Annotated in this window: 19 protein-coding genes; 9 read left to right on the plus strand and 10 right to left on the minus strand. The window is 64.7% G+C overall.

Annotation, left to right across the window (positions count from 1 at the left end; translation table 11 throughout):
* Positions 1 to 227: 227 nt before the first annotated feature.
* The 3 genes from P6U30_RS02535 to P6U30_RS02545 all read right to left on the minus strand — a co-directional run bounded on the left by P6U30_RS02535 (position 228) and on the right by P6U30_RS02545 (position 3,202).
* Positions 228 to 473 carry a hypothetical protein gene (locus P6U30_RS02535; protein WP_407167980.1) on the minus strand — a complete coding sequence of 82 codons (246 nt, stop codon included), beginning with the start codon at positions 471 to 473 and terminating at the stop codon, positions 228 to 230.
* Between the two features lie 280 nt (positions 474 to 753).
* Positions 754 to 963, minus strand: coding sequence for a cold-shock protein (locus tag P6U30_RS02540; protein WP_407149829.1), 210 nt, complete (start codon positions 961 to 963; stop codon positions 754 to 756).
* Between the two features lie 259 nt (positions 964 to 1,222).
* On the minus strand, positions 1,223 to 3,202 hold the full coding sequence (locus tag P6U30_RS02545; protein WP_407167981.1) for an AsmA family protein: 1,980 nt from the start codon (positions 3,200 to 3,202) through the stop codon (positions 1,223 to 1,225).
* Between the two features lie 220 nt (positions 3,203 to 3,422).
* On the opposite strand from P6U30_RS02545, the gene P6U30_RS02550 reads away from it, so the two are divergent.
* The gene (locus P6U30_RS02550; protein WP_407167982.1) at positions 3,423 to 4,097 is read left to right on the plus strand and encodes a Crp/Fnr family transcriptional regulator; all 675 of its coding nucleotides are present in this window, start codon (positions 3,423 to 3,425) and stop codon (positions 4,095 to 4,097) included.
* Between the two features lie 175 nt (positions 4,098 to 4,272).
* Here the strand turns inward: P6U30_RS02550 and P6U30_RS02555 are convergent, their stop codons facing one another.
* The 3 genes from P6U30_RS02555 to P6U30_RS02565 all read right to left on the minus strand — a co-directional run bounded on the left by P6U30_RS02555 (position 4,273) and on the right by P6U30_RS02565 (position 10,137).
* Complete coding sequence (locus P6U30_RS02555) at positions 4,273 to 7,419, minus strand: efflux RND transporter permease subunit (RefSeq protein ID WP_407167983.1); 3,147 nt, start codon at positions 7,417 to 7,419, stop codon at positions 4,273 to 4,275.
* Positions 7,419 to 8,336 carry an efflux RND transporter periplasmic adaptor subunit gene (locus P6U30_RS02560; protein ID WP_407167984.1) on the minus strand — a complete coding sequence of 306 codons (918 nt, stop codon included), beginning with the start codon at positions 8,334 to 8,336 and terminating at the stop codon, positions 7,419 to 7,421. The genes P6U30_RS02555 and P6U30_RS02560 overlap by 1 nt, the downstream gene beginning before the upstream one ends.
* Positions 8,337 to 8,625: 289 nt before the next feature.
* Positions 8,626 to 10,137 carry a caspase family protein gene (locus P6U30_RS02565; protein WP_407167985.1) on the minus strand — a complete coding sequence of 504 codons (1,512 nt, stop codon included), beginning with the start codon at positions 10,135 to 10,137 and terminating at the stop codon, positions 8,626 to 8,628.
* Between P6U30_RS02565 and P6U30_RS02570 the strand changes: the two genes are divergently transcribed.
* Both P6U30_RS02570 and P6U30_RS02575 read left to right on the plus strand, forming a co-directional pair.
* Positions 10,136 to 10,273: a hypothetical protein gene (locus P6U30_RS02570; RefSeq protein ID WP_407167986.1), complete on the plus strand. Its 138-nt coding sequence runs from the start codon at positions 10,136 to 10,138 to the stop codon at positions 10,271 to 10,273. The two genes, P6U30_RS02565 and P6U30_RS02570, sit on opposite strands and share 2 nt — an antisense overlap.
* A 217-nt stretch (positions 10,274 to 10,490) precedes the next feature.
* Positions 10,491 to 11,297, plus strand: coding sequence for an N-acyl homoserine lactonase family protein (locus P6U30_RS02575; RefSeq protein ID WP_407167987.1), 807 nt, complete (start codon positions 10,491 to 10,493; stop codon positions 11,295 to 11,297).
* Positions 11,298 to 11,466: 169 nt separating this feature from the next.
* On the opposite strand, the gene P6U30_RS02580 is transcribed toward P6U30_RS02575, so the two are convergent.
* Positions 11,467 to 11,979, minus strand: coding sequence for a MarR family winged helix-turn-helix transcriptional regulator (locus P6U30_RS02580; RefSeq protein WP_407167988.1), 513 nt, complete (start codon positions 11,977 to 11,979; stop codon positions 11,467 to 11,469).
* 200 nt (positions 11,980 to 12,179) lie between these two features.
* Here P6U30_RS02580 and P6U30_RS02585 point away from each other — a divergent pair, with 200 nt between their 5' ends.
* The 5 genes from P6U30_RS02585 to fahA all read left to right on the plus strand — a co-directional run bounded on the left by P6U30_RS02585 (position 12,180) and on the right by fahA (position 17,755).
* Positions 12,180 to 13,808, plus strand: a complete 1,629-nt coding sequence (locus P6U30_RS02585; RefSeq protein ID WP_407167989.1) for an FAD-dependent oxidoreductase — start codon at positions 12,180 to 12,182, stop codon at positions 13,806 to 13,808.
* 10 nt (positions 13,809 to 13,818) lie between these two features.
* Positions 13,819 to 14,046: a DUF2783 domain-containing protein gene (locus P6U30_RS02590; protein ID WP_407167990.1), complete on the plus strand. Its 228-nt coding sequence runs from the start codon at positions 13,819 to 13,821 to the stop codon at positions 14,044 to 14,046.
* A 27-nt stretch (positions 14,047 to 14,073) separates the two neighbouring features.
* On the plus strand, positions 14,074 to 15,030 hold the full coding sequence (locus tag P6U30_RS02595; RefSeq protein ID WP_407167991.1) for an MBL fold metallo-hydrolase: 957 nt from the start codon (positions 14,074 to 14,076) through the stop codon (positions 15,028 to 15,030).
* A 2-nt stretch (positions 15,031 to 15,032) separates the two neighbouring features.
* Positions 15,033 to 16,379 carry a homogentisate 1,2-dioxygenase gene (hmgA, locus tag P6U30_RS02600; RefSeq protein WP_407167992.1) on the plus strand — a complete coding sequence of 449 codons (1,347 nt, stop codon included), beginning with the start codon at positions 15,033 to 15,035 and terminating at the stop codon, positions 16,377 to 16,379.
* A 107-nt stretch (positions 16,380 to 16,486) separates the two neighbouring features.
* Positions 16,487 to 17,755 (plus strand): fumarylacetoacetase, encoded by a 1,269-nt coding sequence (fahA, locus tag P6U30_RS02605; RefSeq protein ID WP_407167993.1) that lies wholly within the window; start codon positions 16,487 to 16,489, stop codon positions 17,753 to 17,755.
* A 171-nt stretch (positions 17,756 to 17,926) separates the two neighbouring features.
* Here fahA and P6U30_RS02610 read toward each other — a convergent pair whose 3' ends face one another.
* On the minus strand, positions 17,927 to 18,238 hold the full coding sequence (locus tag P6U30_RS02610) for a DUF1272 domain-containing protein (RefSeq protein WP_407167994.1): 312 nt from the start codon (positions 18,236 to 18,238) through the stop codon (positions 17,927 to 17,929).
* A gap of 86 nt (positions 18,239 to 18,324) precedes the next feature.
* Entirely contained in the window at positions 18,325 to 18,801 is a 477-nt protein-coding gene (locus P6U30_RS02615) for an Lrp/AsnC family transcriptional regulator (RefSeq protein WP_407167995.1), read from the minus strand.
* Positions 18,802 to 18,924: 123 nt separating this feature from the next.
* On the opposite strand from P6U30_RS02615, the gene hppD reads away from it, so the two are divergent.
* Complete coding sequence (gene hppD / locus P6U30_RS02620) at positions 18,925 to 20,043, plus strand: 4-hydroxyphenylpyruvate dioxygenase (protein ID WP_407167996.1); 1,119 nt, start codon at positions 18,925 to 18,927, stop codon at positions 20,041 to 20,043.
* Between the two features lie 185 nt (positions 20,044 to 20,228).
* Here the strand turns inward: hppD and P6U30_RS02625 are convergent, their stop codons facing one another.
* Positions 20,229 to 21,341 (minus strand): CaiB/BaiF CoA transferase family protein, encoded by a 1,113-nt coding sequence (locus P6U30_RS02625; protein ID WP_407167997.1) that lies wholly within the window; start codon positions 21,339 to 21,341, stop codon positions 20,229 to 20,231.
* Between the last annotated feature and the right edge of the window lie 252 nt (positions 21,342 to 21,593).

Raw genomic sequence — 21,593 nt, forward strand, 5'->3', positions numbered from 1 at the left:
CGGTGAAGTCGGGTGGTTCGGGCGCCCCAGTGGCAGGTGCCCCGTCTGCTTGACGCGAACGCGTCGCGCGGGGGCGGTGACAAGCAAGCCTAGCTGCCCCGCACAACTCGGGCGCAACGCGCGTCGCGAGACCGCGGGCGCACATCCTCGCGCTGTTTGACAATGTTGATCCGCACCAGCCGTCATCGCGGGCCGCCGCGAGTGGCAGTCGCTGAGGCGACGCGGAGCTACCGCACGACGCGTTTGATCCGCTTGATTGCGTTGGCAGCGGGTTGTGCCGGGGCCGCGCTGGCCCGGGCCGCTTCGGCGTCGCGTGCCTCGCGCAAGGCGCGCAGCCGCTCCATGTTCTTGCGCACGGCGAGCGCCTCGCGCTCGACCTCGGCCATCGCTCGCGCACCTTCCTCGGCCGCAATCCGCTGACGGTCGGCTCGCGCGAGGCTCGTGGGTGATAGTTGCTGTGGCTTCGTGGCCATGGCGATCGAACCTCCAAATGCGCCGAAGTCCGCCCGATCCTTTAAGGGATCGGGCAAACTCGACGTCATCCCAGTACATCCGTGGAATGACGACATGGCATGATCCGGAAAAGCAGGTTGCGTTTCCGCGCGACAAACGCGACGCGTTTGCGCAGAGATCATGCCCAAGCAAGAGCATGTTCGGTGCTGATTGAATCAGAACCGAAGCTCTGGATTCACGTTCCGACGCGTTCTCCTGGCGCGGAGTGGCATCCGCGTCGCCTGAAAACGCTGCAGCGTCTTAAACGAGCTGAAGATTCTCGGCGCTGGTCTTGCCACGCATCTTGTCCGTCTTCAGCTCGAACGAGACCTTCTGTCCCTCGGCGAGGCCGGAGAGACCGGCCCGCTCGACGGCGCTGATGTGAACGAACACATCCTTGCTGCCGTCGCTCGGCTCGATGAAACCAAAGCCCTTCTGGCCGTTGAACCACTTCACAGTACCTGTCGCCATTTCTCTTCTCCAAACGCGCATATGCGCATGTTTTGCGCAAAGCTGCGCGTCGACGATTCAACTGATGTTCTTTGGAAAAGGGCCGCTTTGACCATTCAACAAGGCACAACGGCTAATCGAATGGTATGAACATACACATCTTTTCCGCGAATACAAGGTGCGGTCCGGTCTAGGTTCCCGCCGGGAGGAGCGGCGGCGCGATCTCTCGTCGCTCCGCGGCCAGGATCGGGTGATTAAAACTGTTCGGTGTGCGGCACCTTCAGCGGTTGAACAGTTGCCGCAGGATGTCGTTCATCGCCGGATTGTGGTCTTGCTGCGACGGATCGGGCGGCGAGGGTGGCGGTGCGGCTTGATCGGTGCCGCGGCCTTGAGTCGATCCTTGCGTCGAGTCCTGACTCCCCCGCTTCGCATTGCCTTGGTTCAGGGTGGAGAGGCCTTGCTGCAGCAGCTTGCCGATGGTCTCGCCGAGCTGTCCGCCGAGCGAATTGTCCTGGCTCGCGCCGCTGCCTTGGGCCTTGCCGTCGCCGCCAGGCCCGAACAGGCCCTTGCCCATCTCCTTGAGCTTGGCATAGGCCGCCTCGGGGTTGTCGAAGATGCCCTGGATCTCCGGATAGATCCGCGGGTCCGCCCACGGCCCCTCGATCATCACGGGAATGCCGAAGCCGACCGGATTGCCGGCGCGGCCCTGGCCCTCGGTGGTCATCACGAGCTGCGGCTCGACGCGGAAGCCGATCTGCCTGGTGTTGAGGTCGACGGTGCCGGCCCCGGTCATCTTCACCAGCGGACCGACGAGGTCGAGGTCGGTGGTTGTGGCCTGGCCGCGGTCGATCTTGAAGGAGGCCGAGAGCTGACTGAGATCGGTCGAGAGTTCCGCGCTCTCCTGCCAGCCGGACAATGGGCTAGTGGTGAGGTTGCGGATCATCTGCGCGAGGTTGAGGCCGATGATCTTGCCGTCCTGGAATGCGGCGAGCGCGGTGCCGCCGAGGCCGGCGACGATGGCGCGTTCGCTGGTGCCTTGCGAATGCAGGTCGAGCCTGGCCTGCATGCGGCCGTCGAGCTTGTCGAACCCGGCAAGCGTCTTCAGCACCGGCAGTGCGCGGACGCCATTGAGATCGAGCCGCAGTGCATAGGTGGGCGTGTCGCTGCTGGCGTCGATGGTGAGCTCGCCATTGGCATTGCCGTCATAGGCGCCGAGATTGTCGAGCCGGCCCTTCACGACGCCGCTTGTGAGCGAGGCATCGATCGCGGCCGGCGCGAAGCGGCCGTCGCCGATCATAAGCTCCGCCGCCGAGATACGGGCCTGCGCGTCGACATAGTTGAGCAGCTTGAGGTCGATCGGCGCGTTGCTCCAGGTGTTGGTGCCCGCAGGCTGCGCCTCGGCGTTCGGTTGGCTCGGCGTCGCGGCGATGGAGATTCGGCGGAAGTCGAGATCACACTTCACCAGCGGCTTGTTGCTGGCGAAATCGACCGAGGCCCAGCCGGTGAAGCCGCCGTCGCCGAGCGTGCCGGACACGCCGTTGAACATCAGGACGGTGCCGTTCAGCCGCACCTCGGCATTGGCCTTGAGCGCGGCGGGCAACAGGCCGGGGGCATCGATATTGAATTCGGTCGGCGCGTTCTGCCGCTGCGTTGGCGGCGCGGCGGCGCGGATCTCGAACTTCACCGGGTTGTCGCGGGCGCGCGCGTTGCCCGTGACGACGATGCTGCGATCGGCGCCGACCGTCACGTCGGCATTGACCGTCTCGATCCGGTCCTCGACGCGGTCGCGCGGATTGGCGAGCACGATGGTGCCGCCACTGATGCCGACGTGCCTGACCGACATGGTGCTTGGGTTGCCGGGCGAGGCGGATTGCGCCGGCGGATTGTTGTCGCGGGTGCGCTCGCGCTGCAGCGGCAGGTTGACCACGGGCTTGATGATCACGAGGTCGGTGATCTCGGGCCGGCCCGACCACAGGCTCGACAGCGTCGTCTCGGCCTCGATGCTGTCGGCGGTGAAGCGGTTGTCGACCTCGCGCTGCGTCGGGGCCTGCAGCACGACATCGCTCAGCGTGATGTGGACCGTCGGCCAAAGCACGATCCTGCCGCTGCCATTGATCGCAACCTTGTAGCCGGTCTCGCGCTCGACCCGCTCGGCGATCGCCGACGTCAGGACGCCAGCCGGGATGCCGAACGCCCCGAGCAGCGCGATGATCACGGCCACCGCAGCGATCGCGGCTCCTGCAAGTTTCAGTGCTCTCATATCGTCGTTCCAACCGGGCAAACGGCATCGGGTTCGGTTGCGTCGCGGACGGGCAGGGCCGACCAGTCGGGATTATCCCGGAAACGGCAGTTGGCTCCAACCACGGGAAAAATAATCCGTTACCAGCATGAACTTATGTGACCTCTGACACACTCCATTGAGGGTGAATCTTGCTAACCGGCGTTGCGGGACCGCTGGGATTGATCTGGAAGGCAGTACCATGAGCAAACAGGCCGAATTTGCGGTCATTTTGAGGATGAACCCGATGTTCGCGGATCTCGGCGCGGACGAATTGCAGCGGCTTGCGGGCCTTTGCCACACCCGGCAACTCGCGGCCGGTGAGGTGCTGTTCCAGAAAGGCGATCCCGGCGATGCCCTGTTCGGAGTCCGCAGCGGCCAGATCCGGCTCGAGACCGGCGGCTCCGACGGCAACCGGGCGACGGTGAGCTTCATGGGGCCCGGCGATCTCTTCGGCGAGATCGCGGTGCTCGACGGCCAGGACCGCATCGCGGAGGCGACCGCGGGCGAGCCCAGCGAGTTGTTCGTGCTGCGGCGGGGAGATTTCCTCGGCTTCCTTGCGCGCGAGCCGAAGGTCGCAGTGCGGCTGATCGAGCTGCTCTCTCAGCGCATCCGCCGGCAGAGCGAGCGGATGGAAGACTCCGTGCTGCAGCCGCTGCCGGTGCGGCTGGCGCGGCGGCTGTGCGCGCTGGCGGAGGATTTCGGCTCCGAGGTGCACATCTCGCAGGAACAGCTCGGCATCTTCGTCGGCGCGGCGCGCGAAAGCGTCAACCGTCAGCTCCAGAGCTGGCGCAGGGACGGCATTCTCGATCTGCAGCGCGGCCGCATCCTGTTGCACAACATGCCGAAGCTGACCGCGGTGGCGCGCAACGACTAATCGCCATCGCCCAAAAGATGTGCTTGCAGGAACCGGTCGCGGCCGCTTTCATTGCTAGCGCGGGTCCTTGGGGTGACACCCAGCCTTGCTGGCCTCACGCCATCCATCTGCAAACCCCTGCGGTCCTCCCGTTGACCGCAGGGGTTTCGCGTTCAGCGCCGCCGCGATTGCGCCTTCATTCCGCCGCAGGCGACATCGTGTCGGGCGGCCCCTTGGATGGAGGCTTGGATTGACGCTCGTTCGGGGCAAGCTCGTGGTCGGCGTGCGAGACCACCAGGCGCTTGCTGAAGCGCCAGATCAGGGCGCCGATGTCGTCCATCACCATGAACATCGCCGGCACGAACACCAGCGACAGCAGCGTTGAGAACAGCAGGCCGCCGATCACTGCGAGCGCCATCGGCGAACGGAACTCGCCGCCGGCACCGAAGGCGAGGGCCGACGGCGTCATGCCGGCGACCATCGCGATCGTGGTCATCACGATCGGGCGCGCGCGCTTCATGCCGGCGTCGATCATCGCCTCTTCGCGCGTCTTGCCGCCGCGGATCGCCTCGATGGCGAATTCGACCAGCATGATCGCATTCTTGGTGACGATGCCCATCAGCATCAGGATGCCGATCCACACCGGGGTCGTGAGCTGCTTGCCGGTCAGTAGCAGCGCCCCGATCGCACCGCCGATCGAGAGCGGCAGCGAGAACAGGATGGTGATCGGCTGCAGGAAGGTGCCGAATAGCAGCACCAGCACCGCATAGACCATCATCAAGCCGGCGGTGATCGCGGTCGTGAAACCGTCGGACAGCTCGTTGAGGCTTTCGGCATCGCCCGACGGGCTGACCTTCACCCCCTTGGGCAGGCTCTTCATCACCGGCAGGTCGTAGATCAGCTTGGTGGCATCGCCGAGCGCGGCATTGCCGACGAGGTCGGCGGCGACGGTGGCCTGCCGTTCGCGGTCGTAGCGGTTGATGCTGGTCGGCCCCTGGTCGAGCTGGATGTCGGCGACGACAGACAGCGGCACGCCGCCCTTCTCGCCGTGCGAGCCGAGCGGCACCCGAAGCTGCTGCAGCATCTTCAGGTCGCCGCGCGCGGTGTCCTCGAGCTGCACGCGGATCGGCACCTGGCGGTCGCCAGCATCGAACTTGGCCAGCGCCGGGCCGACGTCGCCGATGGTGGCGACGCGGATGGTCTGCGACAGGCTCTCGGTCGAGACGCCGAGCCTCGCGGCGAGTTCCGCGCGTGGGTGGATGCGCAGCTCGGGCCGGTCGAGCGCGGTCTCCGAGATCACATTGGCGATGATCGGGATCCGCTTCATCTGCGTCGCCAACTCGCTGGCGACATTGTTGACGATGTTGCTGTCGGTGCCGGTGACGACAAGCGAGATCGCGCGCAGGCCGTTCTCGTCGAGGAACCAGAACCGGATATCCGGCACGTTCTCGAGCTCCCTGCTGATCGAGAGCTCGAGCTGGCGCTGGGTGATCTTGCGATCGGCCTTTGGCGTGTAGTTGATGATCAGCGCGGCGCGGCGCACCTCCTGGGTGCCCGGCGGCACGCGGCCGCCGTCGACGAACACGCTCCTCACTTCAGGCCGCTTGCGCAGCCGCGCCACGATCTCCTCGGTGACCTTCTCGGTATACGCAAGCTGCGAGCCCGGCGGCAGCTCCATGGCAAGCAGCGAGCGCGCGGTGTCCTGCGCCGGCAGGAAGCCCTGCGGCAGCAGCGTGATGCTCCAGATCGATGCCGCGAAGATCGCAAAGCCGATCAGCACGGTGACATAGTGATGCTTCACCGACCAGGTGACGAGGCTATGATAGCCGCGCAGGATGCGGCCCGGCGGCGGCTCGTCCTGCGAGTGATGCTTGAGGAAGTAGGCGGCCAGCATCGGCGTGACGAAGCGCGCGGCGAGCAGCGAGAAGAACACCTGCACCGAGACGGTAATGCCGAATTGCTTGAAGAACTGCCCGGCGATGCCGGACATGAAGCTTGCGGGCGCGAAGATCGCGATGATCGTCAGCGAGATCGCGATCACCGCGAGGCCGATCTCGTCGGCAGCTTCAAGCGCGGCGCGATAGGGCGTCTTGCCCATCCGCATGTGACGGACGATGTTCTCGATCTCGACGATGGCGTCGTCGACCAGAATGCCGGTCGACAGCGTGATGGCGAGGAACGAGACCAGATTGAGCGAGAAGCCGAGGAGGTCCATCGCCCAGAACGCCGGAAAGATCGACAAAGGCAGCGAGACCGCGGCGATGATCGTGGCTCTGATATCGCGCAGGAACAGCAGCACGATGATGACGGCGAGGATCGCGCCCTCGAACAGGGTCGAGATCGCGGCTTCGTAGTTGCCCTTGGTGAATTGCACCGAAGTGTCGATCAGTTTGAGATCGACGTCGGGATAGGCCGCCTTCAGGGCGTCGATGCGCTTCTGCACGGCGGCCGCGACCACCACGTCGCTCGCGCCCTTGGAGCGCTTGATGCCGAGCGCCACCACCGGCTCGCCATTGAAGCGGGCGAAGGTGCGACGATCGGCGATGGTGTCGGTGACGGTGCCGAGGTCGTCGAGCCGCACCTCGCCGCCGCCGAACAGCGGGATCATGGTGCCGGCGAGCTCGTTCACGGTCTTGGCGCCCGCCAATGTGCGGATCGCCTGGTCGTTCTTGCCGATCTCGGCGCGGCCGCCGGCGAGGTCGACATTGCTGCCGCGCAGGATCTGGCTGACATTGACGGCGGTGAGGCCGACGGCCTGTAGCTTGTCCGGATCGAGCGAGACCAGGATCTCGCGCTCGACACCGCCGATGCGCTCCACCTGCGCGACGCCGCGCACGCCCTGCAGCGCGCGCTTGACCACGTCGTCGACGAAGTAGGAGAGCTGCTCCGGCGTCTTGCCGGGCGAGATCGCGGCATAGGTCACGATTGGCAGGCCGATCACGTCGACGCGCTGGATCAACGGCTCGGTGACGTTCTGCGGCAGGTTGGCGCGCACCCGCGTCGCCGCATCCTTGACGTCGTTCAGCGCGCGGTCGGTGTTGGTCTCCAGCGCAAACTGGATCGTGGTGACGGAGAGCCCGTCGGTGATCGACGATGAAATGTGGCGCACGCCTTCGACGCCGGAGACGCCGTCCTCGATCGTCTTGGTGACTTGCGATTCAAGTTCCGAAGGAGCCGCGCCGAACTGCGAGACCGCAACCGAGATCACCGGAATGTCGGCGCTGGGCAGCCGTGTCACCGCCAGCTTGGTGAACGACACCCAGCCCAGCACGAGCAGGATGATCGAGAAGACGATCGAGGGAAGCGGGTTCCGGATCGACCATGCCGAGATGTTCAAAGCCATTAGCGTGTCCGCGTGCGATCGAGGTCTTCGGCAAACATCGTCTTGATCTGGTCGCCATCATGCAGCGAGGTGCCGGCGTCGGCCACGACGATTTCGCCGACATCGAGGCCTTCAACGATTTCAGTCAAGGTATCGGACGTCAGCCCAACCCGGACCCTGCGCGTTTCGACCGTATTGCCCTTCACGACCTGCAGCGTCTGGCGGTCGATCGCGGTGCGCGGCACCGCAACGCCGCAGGAGCGCTTGGCGTCGATATTGGCACGAGCAAACATGCCGACCTTGAGCGTGGGATTGTTGTTCAGGGTGATGCGGATATGTCCGAGCTGGGTGGTGCGGTCGATCTGCGGTGAGATCAGGCGGACCTTGCCGACCATGTCGGGCGCATCGTCGCGGCTGATCCGCACGGTGGCGCCCGGATTGAGCTTCAGGAGCTGGAAGCCCGGCACCTCGGCGTCGAGCTCGATTTCGTTGTTGACGGAGATCTTGAACATCGGAGGAGCCTGCGGCGACGCCGGCGCGCCAACCGCGGTGCGTACCTCGGTGATGAGCCCGGCTGCCGGCGCACGCAGCACGATCGGCTTGGTGTTGCCCTGCGCGGCCTGCTGCGGCGGCGGAGTAAGCCGGGCGAGTTCCTGGCCTTCGGTGACGCTGTCGCCTTCGCGGACAAGGACGTCGGTGACCTTGGACCCCTCCTGGTCAACGTTCACCTGCGCCTCGCGGCGCGGCACAATGAAACCCGTGACGCGGACCATGTCGGAGAAACAGGCGTTGGTCGATTTCGTCACAACAACCAGCGCCTCGCCCGTTGTTTCCTTTGCTTCGGGGTGGGAGCGGTGCTCGAACGAATAATAGGCGATGCCAAGGGCCACAAGGACGACTGTTCCGAGCGCTGGCTTGAGGTACTGAGGAAGGTTCATCGCTGGATCAATCCAGGACATGGCGCGTCGCAAGTGCTTGCCGAAAATCTCATCTCGCTCGCCACCCTGTTGTCCAGGCCCATGCAGGCCTGGTCTCCATTCTTTCACGCTCTGACGTCATGTGAGGCGGGTCACTGAGGTTTCCCGTCACGGTTGCCCCTTCGTTTGCCTTGGGCTTGCCCCAAATGCAAATGCGTCCCGCCGGGGTGCGGAACGCATTGTAGCCTCAAAAATATGGCATGCCACGTTCATCACCTGGCGGGATGTCCGGACGGCTCGATTTGCCTCGTCACTTCACGCCGTACTCGGCGAACTCCTTGACGATATTCGGGTCCATCGCCTTGGCGTTGGCGATGTCGAGATCGCCCTCCGCGGCCGCGCCGTTGCGTTTCTTGGCAAGACCGCGTCCGTATAGCGAGGACGTCAGCCGCGGATTGATCTTCAGCGCTGCGTCGAAATCGGCGATCGCATTCTTGTTCTGTCCGCCCTTCAGGTTCATCAGGCCGCGGCTGTCGAGCGCATCGACGAAGTTCGGGCGGAGTCGCAGCGCCTCGTTGCAGTCCTTCAGTGCGGCTTGCAGGTCGCCGATCACGGTGCGGACCCAGCAGCGGTTGTTATAGGCCTCGACGTCCTTCGGATTGAGCCGCAGCGAATTGGTGAAGTCGTTGATTGCGAGCTGGTAGGCACCCTTGCTGGCATAGACCTGGCCGCGGCGATACAGCGCCGCCGCATCGTCCGGGTTCTTGTCCAGTCGGTCGCTCAGGCCCTTGATTGTTGGATCGTCAGCAAGCGCGAGTGCTGCTGGACTGGTCGGTGTCGGCGAGGGCTCGATCACCGTCGGCGCCTGAGGGGGCGGTGGCGGCAGGGTGATCTCGGCCTGCTTCGGCGGCGTCGGTGGTGGTGCCGATGGCGGCGGCGGAGTTGGCGCTGTCGCCGTCTGAACGGGCGGTGCCGACGGAGCCTGTGTGGGCTGCGGTGCTGGCGTGGGCTGCGGCGCCGCCGCCTCCGCTGCGGGCGCGGCAGCCGGTGCGTTCGCAGGCTGCGGCGCGCCGGCAGGAATGAAGGAGAAATCCTCCGCCAGCGACGATGAAATCCACGGCACCTGCTCCTGGCGCGAGGCGCGCGTGACACCGACCCGGGTGCGGTTGAGCGTTTCCTCAGCCATCAGGTCGGGGGTACGGATTTCCTTCAGCAATTCCCGCACGAACAGGCTGTGATCGCTGCCGTTGTCGGAGATGACCGACGACAGCGCGGCCGAATACATCACCAACGTGCCGTTGGGGGCGATCACCGGGGCGAGGCCTGCCGAAAAGCTGCGGAAGCGGCGCTCGAACGGATTGCGCCTGGAGGCGTCGATCAGGGCGATCTTGACGCCGGCGCCGCGGCTGTTGATCTCGCCAAGCGCCGTTTCGAGGCTGACGCCGTCGCGGCGAACGTCGGACTCGGCCCAGATTTGCGCATCGACCGGGATCATGTAGCTCTGCCGGTTCGACTGGATGCCGTAGCCCGAGAAGAAGATCAGCGCCACCGAGCCCGGCTTGATCTTGGCGTAGAGCTTGTCGAAAGCGCGGCGCATGCCGTCGCCGGTCAGGTTCTCGCCGATCTCGACCGTAAAGCCGTCGCGCTTGAGCTCGTCGGCCACATCGCGCGCGTCGTTGATCGGCTCCTTCAGCGGCGCATCGGCGTCGGGATATTTGGCGTTGCCGATGACCAGTGCGAAACGGTCACCGGCGGCGAGGGTTGGGATGGGCGAGGCGATCGAAAAAATCAACGTGGCGAGCAAGGCAAGGCGGATTTTCATGATCGCGGCAATCCAGATCGCGGCATTGCAAATGAAATGGCGCCGACCAGTTCGCGGCGCGGCGCCGTCACTCTACGGAAAGATCATTATCAAACCAGCACCCAATCCCGTCAACGCCTTGCCGCAGCGTCGTTGATCGCGACAGGGGTGCAGGTCGGAACGCAATCGCCGCGGTCATGGCGCCATCGTCATCTGAGCATGGTGCAAGTTCCCGCGAGCGGATATCGTGATAGCTCTCACAGGGGGCCGGCCGCCCGGTCATGCGCCTGTCACCGTGCCTGCGGGGGTTTGACCTTTGCGCCGGGTGATGGCTTTGTGCAGGACGGCAAGCCATTCAAACAAGAGCGAAACCGATGGGAAACGCCTACGAGATCTATGCCCTGCGCTACGCGACGATGTCGCCGCGCACCCCCACCATGAACTTCCTGGCGCCTGATCCGCACGACACCACCGCGCAGGATCTGGATTACTTCGTCTGGCTGATTCGCGGCCACGGCCGTGACATCCTGGTCGACACCGGCTTCAACGCCGAGGAGGCCAAGGCGCGCGCCCGCAAGCTGACGCTCAACCCGGTCGATGCGCTGGCCGGCTTCGGTGTAGCCGCCGATACGATCCGCGACGTCATCGTCACGCATCTGCACTACGATCACGCGGGCAATCTCGACCGCTTCCCCAACGCCCGCTTCCATCTGCAGGAGCGCGAGATGGGCTACGCGACCGGCCGCTGCATGTGCAACGGCATGCTGCGCCATCCATTCTCGGTCGAGCATGTCACGCAGATGGTGCGCCATGTCTATGGCGAACGGGTCACCTTCCATTCCGGCGACGGCGAGATCGCGTCCGGCATCACCGTGCATCGGGTCGGCGGCCACTCCGACGGTTTGCAGGTGGTGCGGGTGGAGACCGCGCGCGGCCCCGTCGTGCTGGCGTCCGACGCCGCGCATTACTACGCGAACCTGCACAGACGCAGCCCGTTCCCGATCGTCTACAATGTCGGCGACATGGCGCAGGGCTGGGAGATCGTCGAGCGGCTCGCCGGCCATCCGGATCGCTTCATCCCCGGGCACGATCCGATCGTGAGCGAGATCTACCCGCGCGCCAGCGACAACGTCGATGCCTTCGCCTTGCACCTCGCGCCGTCGCGCTCATTTGCGAAGTAGGCCAGGCGTGGGCGCAGCCACAAATTCGGTGTCGTCCCGGGCTTGACCCGGGACCCATAACCACGACTGCGAATTGTCGTGCGACGTTGGAGCAATAGCTCGCTTCCGCCACACAACGCTGTGATTACGGGTCCTGCTTTCGCCGGGACGACAGTTGGAGAGAGCGTTGCTAATACGATTGCTTAGCGTCGGCTTCTTCGCTGGTCTGTACCAGTTCGAGGCTCTGCTCGATCTTGCCGAGCAGGCGGCCGAGGTCGCGACGTTCCTGGACTGAGAGGCAGGAGAGGATCTCCTGCTCCTTGCGTAGCAGGCGCGGGATCAGCTCCTCGTACAGCGCCTGGCCCTTCTTCGTCAGTTGCAGCCGGAATTCGCGGCGGTCATCCTCGTTCTCGACGCGCTCCACGATCTCGCGCTCCATCAACGCCGAGACGGCGCGGCTGATGGTGGATTTGTGCGTGCGGGTGCAGTGCGCGATGTATTGTGCGCTGCAGGCGTCGGCGCGAAAACCAAGCGTCGCGAGCACGCGCCACTCCGGAATGTCGAGGCCGTAGCGCGCCTGATATTCGCTCGACAGCGCCGAAGAGACCTCGGCCGAAAGCCGGTTCAACCGGAACGGCACGAAGTGGAACAGATCAAGCCGCTTTTTGCCCGGCGCGGCGTCGTCGCGCAGATCGCCGTCCACCGCGCGTGCGCGCGCTGGAGGCTGGCTTGCAGAGGTTCTGGCCAAAAATCCCTCCAATTTGAGTTGACGACGGGCCCGACAGGGAGTTTAAGATAGTTGCAAGTGAGACTAATTTAGCAAGGTCGCGCGCTGGCCGCAAGCTTGTCGTAGGAGTCCGCGGCTGAAGGCCGGCGCGGAAGGGAAACATCCAGGGTCACGCAATGGCACAAGCCGATTCGGCACAGGCCAAAACGCAGTTCGGCTATCGCCGTCATCCCGACCAGGACCGGTCGGGGGCCAATCTGGCGGAGCACCCTGTCGTTGTCGTCGGCGCCGGCCCGGTTGGGCTGTCGCTGGCGATCGATCTGGCGCAACGCGGCCAGCGCGTGGTGCTGCTCGACGATGCCGACCGGATCGGCGAGGGCTCGCGCGCGATCTGCTTCTCGAAACGCTCGCTGGAGTTCTGGGATCGGCTCGGCGTCGGCGACCGCATGGTCGACAAGGGCGTGGTGTGGAGCGTCGGCAAGATCTTCCACGGCGACGCGCAGCTCTACCAGTTCAATCTGCTGCCCGAGGAGGGCCACAAGCGGCCGGCCTTCATCAACCTGCAGCAGTTCTATGCCGAGGCCTATCTGGTCGATCGCGCCGGGCAACTGCCGGAGATCGATCTGCGCTGGCGCAACAAGGTGATCGCGCTCGAGAGCCGCAACGATGGCGTCGTGCTGACGATCGCAACACCCGACGGTTCGTATCAGGTGCGCGCGACTTTTGTCATTGCCTGCGACGGCGCGCGCTCGTCGCTGCGGCAGATGGTCGGCGCTGAGTTCGTAGGCCAGGTGTTCGAGGACCAGTTCCTGATCGCCGACGTCAAGATGACCGCGGCCTTCCCGACCGAGCGCTGGTTCTGGTTCGACCCGCCGTTCCATGCCGGGCGCTCGGCGCTGTTGCACAAGCAGCCGGACGACATCTGGCGGATCGATCTGCAGCTCAACCCGGACGCCGATCCGGTCGCGGAGAAGCGGCCGGAAAATGTGCGGCCACGCATAGCGCGCATGCTCGGGCATGACAAGTTCGATTTCGAGTGGATCTCGCTCTACAAGTTCCAGTGCCGGCGGATGGCCAAGTTCATCCATGGCCGGGTGATCTTCGCAGGCGATTCCGCGCACCAGGTCTCGCCATTCGGCGCGCGCGGCGCCAATTCCGGGCTGGAGGACGCCGAAAACCTGGCGTGGAAGCTCGATCGCGTGCTGCGCGGGCGCTCGCCGGAAGGATTGCTCGAGAGCTATCACATCGAGCGCAGCGCGGCAGCGGACGAGAATATCCGCGAATCGACGCGCTCGACCGACTTCATGGCGCCGGCGACCCGGCAGGAGGCGCGGCTGCGCCAGGCGGTGCTGTCGCTCGCCAAGGAAACCGAATTCGGCAAGCGCATGGTCAATGGCGGCCGGCTGTCGGTGCCGTCGGTCTACGACACGCCGCTGTCGACGGAGGATCGCGACGAATGGCGTGGCGGGCCGCGGCCAGGGGCTTCGATGCTGGATGCGCCCGTTGCTGACCGCGACGGCAAGTCCAGCTTCCTGACCGAGGCCTTCATCAAGCAGGGAACACGATTCACGCTGCTGGCGTTTGGCAATGGAGCGGTCGCCGACGTCCCCGAGGGTGTCGGCAGGATCCAGGTCGGCGGCGAGGGCGGCCTGGTCGATGCCCAGGGTCTTGCCGCCAAGCGCTACGACGCCGCGCCCGAGACGGCCTATCTGTTGCGGCCCGACGGCTATGTCGCGGCGCGCTTCCGCAAGGCACAGCGGCCGGCGCTCGATGCGGCGCTTTCGCGCGCATCCGGCCTGAATTGAGGTGTCGCCGATGACGCTCTCGACCAGCTCGAACTTCGCAAGGCCCGACGATGCCTTCCGCGCCATCGTCGAGGCGCATCGCGGCCTCACCGAAGCCCAGAGCGCCGATTTCGATGCCGCGCTGGTTCTGGTGCTCGCCAACCACATCGGCGACATCGATGTGCTGCGCGAGGCGATCGCGCTCGCGAAGCGACGGACACTGGATGCGAACCAGCAGCAGCAACAGCAACAACAATAGCTCTGATCAACGAACAGGATTGAACTGATGGCCAAAGGTTTCGCCTCAACCACCGACCTCGCGGAGAAGAAGATCACCTTCTCCGAGATCGGCACCGATCTCTATGCCTTCACCGCCGAGGGCGATCCCAACACTGCCGTGATCGTCGGTGACGACGGCTGTCTGGTGTTCGACGCGCAGGCGACGCCGGCGATGGCCAACAAGGTCATCGAGCGGGTCAAGACCGTCACCGACAAGCCGATCAAATATGTCGTGCTGTCGCACTATCATGCTGTGCGCGTGCTCGGTGCGTCCGCCTATCGCGCGCAGGGCATCGTCGCTTCGCAAGAGACTTATCGGCTGATCCAGGAGCGCGGCCAGCAGGATTGGGATTCCGAATACGGCCGTTTCCCGCGGCTGTTCCAGGATGCCGCGAGCATTCCCGGCCTGACTTGGCCGACCCTGACCTTCGAAGGCGAGATGTCGATCTATCTGGGAAAACGCGAGGTGCGCCTGATGCAGCTCGGCGCCGGCCATACCTCCGGCGACATCGTCGCCTGGGTGCCCGATGCCGAGGTGATGTTCTCCGGCGATCTCATCGAATACCACTCGGCATGCTATTGTGGCGACGCGCATTTGCGCGAATGGCCGATGACGCTGAACGAGATCCGCGCCTTCAATCCGAAAGCGATCGCGCCGGGCCGCGGCGATGCGCTGACCGGCCTGTCCACCACGCGCGATGCGATCGCGATGACCCGCGACTTCGTCACCACTCTCTATGGTGCCGCCGAAAGCTCCGTCGCCAAGGGCCGCACGCTGAAGGACTCAATGGCCGCGACGCGCGAGGTGATGGATCCGAAGTTCGCAAGCTTCGCGATCTACGAGCACTGCCTACCGTTCAACGTCTCCCGCGCCTATGACGAGGCCTCGGGAATCGACGATCCCGTGATCTGGACCGACAAGCGCGACCAGGAAATGTGGGCCGCCCTGCAAGGAGGAGGATGACCATGAATATCAACACCTCGCCTGATCAGATCGTGCGCAGCACCGCGCAGGTGACGCCGGGCTACATGTCCGGCTTCGGCAACAGTTTTGAAACCGAGGCATTGCCCGGCGCGCTGCCGATGGGGCGCAACTCGCCGCAGCGCTGCGCCTACGGGCTCTATGCCGAGCAGCTTTCCGGCTCGCCGTTCACGGCACCGCGCGGCACCAACGAGCGCTCCTGGCTCTATCGCATCCGGCCGTCAGTCAAGCATTCCGGCCGCTTCGCCAAGGTCGATGCCGGGCTGTGGCGCACCGCACCGTGCCATGAACACGACATGCCGATCGCGCAACTCCGCTGGGACCCGGCGCCGATCCCGAAGCAGGACCAGACCTTCCTGCAGGGCGTGCAGACCATGACCACGGCGGGCGATGCTAGCACGCAAGCCGGCATGGCCGCGCATGTCTATCTCATCACCCAATCGATGGTGGACCAGCATTTCTACAATGCCGACGGCGAGATGCTGTTCGTGCTGCAGCAGGGCAATTTGCGCCTGGTCACCGAGTTCGGCCACATCGATGCCGAGCCCGGCGAGATCGTGGTGATCCCGCGCGGCGTCAAGTTCCGCGTCGAGATTCCGAACGGGCCGGCGCGCGGCTATCTCTGCGAGAATTACGGTGGCGCGTTCACGCTGCCGGAGCGTGGCCCGATCGGCGCCAACTGCCTCGCCAATTCGCGCGATTTCCTGACGCCGGTGGCGGCTTACGAAGACAAGGACACGCCGACCGAGCTCTACGTGAAATGGGGCGGCTCGCTATTCAAGACCACGCTGCCGCATTCGCCGATCGATGTGGTCGCCTGGCACGGCAACTATGCGCCCTACAAATATGACCTGCGCACCTTCTCGCCGGTCGGCGCGATCTCGTTCGATCATCCCGATCCGTCGATCTTCACGGTGTTGACCTCGCCATCGGAGACCGCAGGCACTGCGAATATCGATTTCGTGATCTTCCCCGAGCGCTGGTTGGTGGCCGACAACACCTTCCGTCCGCCGTGGTATCATATGAACATCATGTCGGAGTTCATGGGCCTGATCTACGGCGTCTACGACGCCAAGCCGCAAGGCTTCGTGCCCGGCGGCATCAGTCTGCACAACTGCATGCTGCCGCATGGCCCCGACCGTGAAGCCTTCGAGCATGCCAGCAACGGCGAGCTGAAGCCGGTGAAACTGACCGGCACCATGGCCTTCATGTTCGAAACCCGTTTTCCTCAGCGCGTGACCAAACATGCGGCGACGTCGTCGACGCTGCAGGACGATTATTCGGATTGCTGGAAGGGACTCGAGAAGAAGTTCGATCCGAGCAAGCGGTAGAATTCACGTCGTCATGGCCGGGCTTGACCCGGCCATCCATCTTTTCAAAGAGCGATGGATCGCCGGGTCAAGCCCGGCGATGACAAGTTAGTCACCGGAGAAGCATCTTGCCCCACCCCAACGACCCCAAACTCCGCTCCTTCATCGACGTCGCGCCGACCTCCGACTTCCCGATCCAGAATCTCCCTTACGGTGTGTTCTCGGCGAACGGATTGGCCCCGCGCGTCGGCGTCGCGATCGGCGACTATGTGCTCGATCTCTGGGAGCTCGAGCAGGACTCGCGGCTCGATGTGGGACCACTCGGCGTGTTCGCGCAACCGTCGCTCAACGCCTTCATGGCGCTGGGGCCGAAAGTGTGGTCGGCGACGCGGGCGCGGATCAGTGAGTTGTTGCGCTCCGATCATCCGGAGCTGCGCGATAACAGGGACTTGCGGGCGCGGGCGCTGGTGCCGATGGCCAATGTGAGGCTGCACATGCCGTTCACGGTCGCGGGCTACACCGATTTCTATTCGTCGAAGGAGCACGCCACCAATGTCGGCGTCATGTTCCGCGGCAAGGACAACGCGCTGCAGCCGAACTGGCTGCACATGCCGATCGGCTACAATGGCCGCGCCTCGACCGTGGTCGTGAGCGGGACCAAGGTGCGCCGGCCACGCGGCCAGCTCAAGCCGCCCACCGCCGACGTGCCGAGCTTCGGCCCGTGCAAGCGGCTCGATTTCGAGCTGGAGATGGGCGTGGTGGTCGGGCAAGCCTCGCCGATGGGCCAGATGCTGACCGAGAAGCAGGCCGAAGAGATGATCTTCGGCTTCGTCATCCTCAATGACTGGAGCGCGCGCGACATCCAGCAGTGGGAGTATGTGCCGCTCGGGCCATTCCAGGCCAAGGCGTTCGCGACCTCGATCAGCCCATGGGTGGTGACACGCGAAGCGTTGGAGCCGTTCCGCGTGCAGGGCCCGGCGCAGCAGCCGGAGCCGCTCGCTTATCTGAAGCAGACGCAGCCGAACAATTACGACATGCAGCTCGATGTTGCGTTGCGCGCCGGATCGATGAACGAAGCGAAGACGATCTGCAGCACCAATTTCAAGTATATGTACTGGTCGTCGGTGCAGCAGCTCGTGCACCACGCCTCCAGCGGCTGCGCCATGAATGTCGGCGATCTCTTAGGCAGCGGCACGATCTCCGGCCCCCAGAAGCACCAGCGCGGCAGCCTGCTCGAGATTAGCTGGAACGGCACCGAGCCGGTCGAGCTTGCTAGCGGCCTCAAGCGCTCGTTCCTCGAAGACGGCGACTCGCTCATCATGCGCGGCTGGTGCCAGGGCGACGGCTATCGGGTCGGCTTTGGCGAGGTCGAGGGGACAATCGTCGCGGCGGAGTGAGACGCGCATCCCGTTGCTTCACCTCCCCTTGAAAAGGGGAGGTCGGTCTGCGCTACAAACGCAAGCCGGGTGGGGATCTCCTCTCTCCACGAGCGCCGGCGTCCGCGGCTTGACCCCCCACCCCGCCCTCCCCCTTGCAGGGGGAGGGGAACGAGAGAGCGGAGCCAAGCATCACCGTTCCTCTGGGCGAATATCCCTCAGCCGTTTCGAATGCGCTGCGACGTCGTCGAGGCTGTATTTCAGATGCACCCGCTTGTCTGACGGCGGCTGCTTTGCCGTGCACACGCCCGGCCGCCACTCCTTCGCGGGCCGGATCGGCCGCGGCGCGAAGCCGCCGCCGCAGTTCGGGCAGACATTGCCGAGCTTGCTGTCGACACAATCCGCGCAGAACGTGCATTCATAGGAACAGATCCGCGCGTCGGTCGCGTTCGGCGGCAAGTCCTTGTCGCAGTATTCGCAGTTCGGTCGCATCTGCAGTGCCATGGTCGTCTCTCGTGCCGGATGGTGAAGGGATGGTCGCAAATCAACCCGCAAAATCGAATGTCGTATTTCCCTCGATTTGCGCCATCTCAACCCCGCAACGCCTGCAGCGGCAGCTTTGAGCTCTCCTTCAGGCGGTCGAGCACGATCGAGGAGCGCACATGGGCGACGCTCTGGTGCGGCATCAGCACGTTGTTGACGATGTCGGACAGGCTCTTCAGGTCGCGCAGCATCACTTTCAGCACGTAGTCAGCATCGCCCGTCAGCGCATAGGCCTCCTGGATGTCGTCGACGCGGTTGACCAGCTCGCGAAACCGCTTGGCGTTGTCGGGCGAATGGGTCGCCAGGGTGATATGGATGAAGGCGATCAGGCCGAAGCCGAGCGCTTCGCCGGCAAGATCGGCGTGATAGCCGGCGATGACCTTTTCCTCCTCCAGCCGCATCCGCCGCCGCGAGCATTGCGAGGCCGACAGCCCGACGAGGTCGGCGAGCTGCTGGTTGGTCAGCCGGCCGTCGTCCTGCAAGGCGGCGAGCATTTTGAGGTCGAAGGCGTCGACTTCAGTCATGCGCGAAATCCCATTTCCTTGCACAGACCATGCGCAATTCTAGCAATTCATGGGTCATTATGCACGCACTTTGCGCAGCAAATGGCGAAAATTCGTCTCCAGACAAATTAAGGAGGTTCCGCCATGGGTCCGTTCCCGCACGATGCGCCGCCGGCCGAGATCAGCGCCGACAACCCGATGGGCACCGACGGCTTCGAGTTCGTCGAATATGCCCATCCCAATCCGGACGAGCTGCACGCGCTGTTCAGGCTAATGGGCTTCGTCGCCGTCGCCCGCCACAAGACCAAGAACATCACGGTCTATCGCCAAGGCGACATCAACTACCTCGTCAATGAGGAGCCCGGCACCCACGGCTTCAACTTCGTCGCGGCGCACGGTCCGTGCGCGCCGTCAATGGCCTTCCGTGTGGTCGATGCCAGGCGGGCCTATGAGCGCGCGCTCTCGCTCGGCGCCGAGCCGGCGGATGCCTCATCCGCGCAGAAGACGCTGGATGTGCCCGCGATCAAGGGCATTGGTGGCAGCCTGCTCTATTTCGTCGACCGCTACGACGCCAAGGGCTCGGCCTATGAGGCCGAGTTCGAGTGGCTCGGCGCGGAGAATCCGCGGCCTGCGGGCTCGGGCCTCTATTACGTCGATCACCTCACCCACAACGTCCATCGCGGCCGCATGGACGTCTGGACCGGCTTCTACGCAAAACTGTTCAACTTCCGCCAGATCCGCTTCTTCGACATTGAGGGCCGCGCATCGGGCCTGTTCTCCCGCGCGCTGACCAGCCCGGACGGCAAGATCAGGATTCCGATCAACGAGGATGCCGGCGATTCCGGGCAGATCGAAGAATATCTCAACGTCTATCGCGGCGAGGGCATCCAGCACATCGCCTGCGGCGCGCGCGACATCCATTCGACGGTCGAGACGCTGCGCGCAGCCGGCCTGCCGTTCATGCCGTCACCACCCGACACCTATTTCGAGCGGATCGATGCCCGCCTGCCGAAGCACGGCGAGGACGTCGCGCGGCTGCGGACAAACGGCATCCTGATCGACGGCGAGGGCGTGGTCGACGGCGGCCAGACCAAGGTGTTGCTGCAGATCTTCTCGGCCAACGCCATCGGCCCGATCTTCTTCGAATTCATCCAGCGCAAGGGCGACGACGGCTTCGGCGAAGGCAACTTCAAGGCGCTGTTCGAATCGATTGAGGAGGACCAGATCCGCCGCGGCGTGCTGAAGGTCGACCACGCGGCGTGAAGACGTTGTAGTGGGCCGCGCTCGCGGACAGCCATAGGTGTCGTCCCTGCGAAAGCAGGGACCCATACCGCGGAATCTATCAGGTGTGTCGCGTAGTAGTCCCGCGGAAAAAGCCCCGCGACACACGACGTCTCGTGGTTATGGGTCCCGGCTCGCGCTTCGCTTGGCCGGGACGACTGCGGGATTTATCTCTCCGCCCTCCACGCGCTGGTCACGTCGCCGAGATCAGCCACCTCCGGCTCTCGGATCGCCGACGGGGTCCGCGAGAAGCGCGGGGCCGGGGCGGGCTGGGTGACGCCGTGGCGCTCCACGAACACCTGGCGCGCTGCCATGTGCGGATGCTTCGGTGCCTCCGCCATGGTGAGCACAGGCGCAAAGCAGATGTCGGTGCCTTCCATGATCTTGCACCAGTCCGCACGGGTCTTGCTCTTGAAGACCCTTGTCAGCTTCTCCTTCAGTGCCGGCCACGCCTTGCGATCCATCTGCGCGTCGAAATCGGCGTCGGTCAGGTCGGCATGCTTGCGCAACAGTGCATAGAACTGCGGTTCGATCGAGCCGATCGAGATGAAGTTGCCGCAGGAGCATTCGTAGACGCCGTAGAAGTGCGCGCCGCCGTCCAGGAAGTTCTGGTCGCGGCCGCCGCTCCAGCGGCCCTGCGCGGCCATGTCGTAGAACATCGACATCAGCGATGCCGCGCCGTCGCACATCGCGGTGTCGACCACCTGGCCCTTGCCGGACTTTTGCGCTTCTAGCAGCGCGGCGAGCACGCCGACGACGAGATAGAGCGCACCGCCGCCGAAATCGCCGACCAGGTTGAGCGGCGGCACCGGCTTCTCCTTAGGTCCGATCGCGGCCAGTGCGCCTGTGATCGAGATGTAGTTGATGTCGTGGCCGGCGGCCTGCGCCAGCGGGCCTTCCTGGCCCCAGCCGGTCATGCGCCCATAGACCAGCTTCGGATTGCGCGCCAGCACGACGTCGGGGCCGAGCCCGAGGCGCTCCATCACGCCAGGACGAAAACCTTCGATCAGTGCATCGGCATGGCTCAGCACCTCGAGCACCTCCGCGATCGCGGCCTTGTTCTTTAGGTCGAGCTCGATCACCTTGCGGCCACGGGTGGCGACCGCCTTCAGGTTCTTGCCGGCGCCGACGCGATCGAGGGTGATGACCTCGGCGCCCATGTCGGCGAGCAGCATGCAGGCGAACGGGCCGGGGCCGATGCCGGCGAATTCGACGATGCGGAAGCCGGCGAGCGGGCCGGTGGTGCGGGTGGCGGTTTGGGAGGCAGATTTATCGAGCACGTTGGTGGTCCGTTGTTGCGGGGTGTTATGAGCCGGCGGAAGTCCGTTGGTCGTGGCGGTCGGGGACGCTGAGCGTCACCTTGGCCGCGACAACTGGTGCTGGCAGGAAATTCGGATGGGCATGCGTTCTCCCGGGCCGTCCGTGCGACGGTATTTTTAATTAGCTGATTAGCTAAATTGTCCCGCCGAACGCGCCGTATGGCAAGCCTCTTTTGCTGGGAAGCGGCGGTAAAAGGCAAACGGCGCGCATCG

The organism is Bradyrhizobium sp. ORS 111 (genome assembly GCF_045571485.1).
Lineage (GTDB): Bacteria > Pseudomonadota > Alphaproteobacteria > Rhizobiales > Xanthobacteraceae > Bradyrhizobium.

Excerpts from the sequence above, each read along its gene's own strand:
- P6U30_RS02535 (WP_407167980.1), bottom strand. The coding sequence starts at position 473 with ATGGCCACGAAGCCACAGCAACTATCACCCACGAGCCTCGCGCGAGCC.
- P6U30_RS02540 (WP_407149829.1), bottom strand. The coding sequence starts at position 963 with ATGGCGACAGGTACTGTGAAGTGGTTCAACGGCCAGAAGGGCTTTGGT.
- P6U30_RS02545 (WP_407167981.1), bottom strand. The coding sequence starts at position 3,202 with ATGAGAGCACTGAAACTTGCAGGAGCCGCGATCGCTGCGGTGGCCGTG.
- P6U30_RS02550 (WP_407167982.1), top strand. The coding sequence starts at position 3,423 with ATGAGCAAACAGGCCGAATTTGCGGTCATTTTGAGGATGAACCCGATG.
- P6U30_RS02555 (WP_407167983.1), bottom strand. The coding sequence starts at position 7,419 with ATGGCTTTGAACATCTCGGCATGGTCGATCCGGAACCCGCTTCCCTCG.
- P6U30_RS02560 (WP_407167984.1), bottom strand. The coding sequence starts at position 8,336 with ATGAACCTTCCTCAGTACCTCAAGCCAGCGCTCGGAACAGTCGTCCTT.
- P6U30_RS02570 (WP_407167986.1), top strand. The coding sequence starts at position 10,136 with ATGATCGCGGCAATCCAGATCGCGGCATTGCAAATGAAATGGCGCCGA.
- P6U30_RS02565 (WP_407167985.1), bottom strand. The coding sequence starts at position 10,137 with ATGAAAATCCGCCTTGCCTTGCTCGCCACGTTGATTTTTTCGATCGCC.
- P6U30_RS02575 (WP_407167987.1), top strand. The coding sequence starts at position 10,491 with ATGGGAAACGCCTACGAGATCTATGCCCTGCGCTACGCGACGATGTCG.
- P6U30_RS02585 (WP_407167989.1), top strand. The coding sequence starts at position 12,180 with ATGGCACAAGCCGATTCGGCACAGGCCAAAACGCAGTTCGGCTATCGC.
- P6U30_RS02590 (WP_407167990.1), top strand. The coding sequence starts at position 13,819 with ATGACGCTCTCGACCAGCTCGAACTTCGCAAGGCCCGACGATGCCTTC.
- P6U30_RS02595 (WP_407167991.1), top strand. The coding sequence starts at position 14,074 with ATGGCCAAAGGTTTCGCCTCAACCACCGACCTCGCGGAGAAGAAGATC.
- hmgA (WP_407167992.1), top strand. The coding sequence starts at position 15,033 with ATGAATATCAACACCTCGCCTGATCAGATCGTGCGCAGCACCGCGCAG.
- P6U30_RS02610 (WP_407167994.1), bottom strand. The coding sequence starts at position 18,238 with ATGGCACTGCAGATGCGACCGAACTGCGAATACTGCGACAAGGACTTG.
- P6U30_RS02615 (WP_407167995.1), bottom strand. The coding sequence starts at position 18,801 with ATGACTGAAGTCGACGCCTTCGACCTCAAAATGCTCGCCGCCTTGCAG.
- hppD (WP_407167996.1), top strand. The coding sequence starts at position 18,925 with ATGGGTCCGTTCCCGCACGATGCGCCGCCGGCCGAGATCAGCGCCGAC.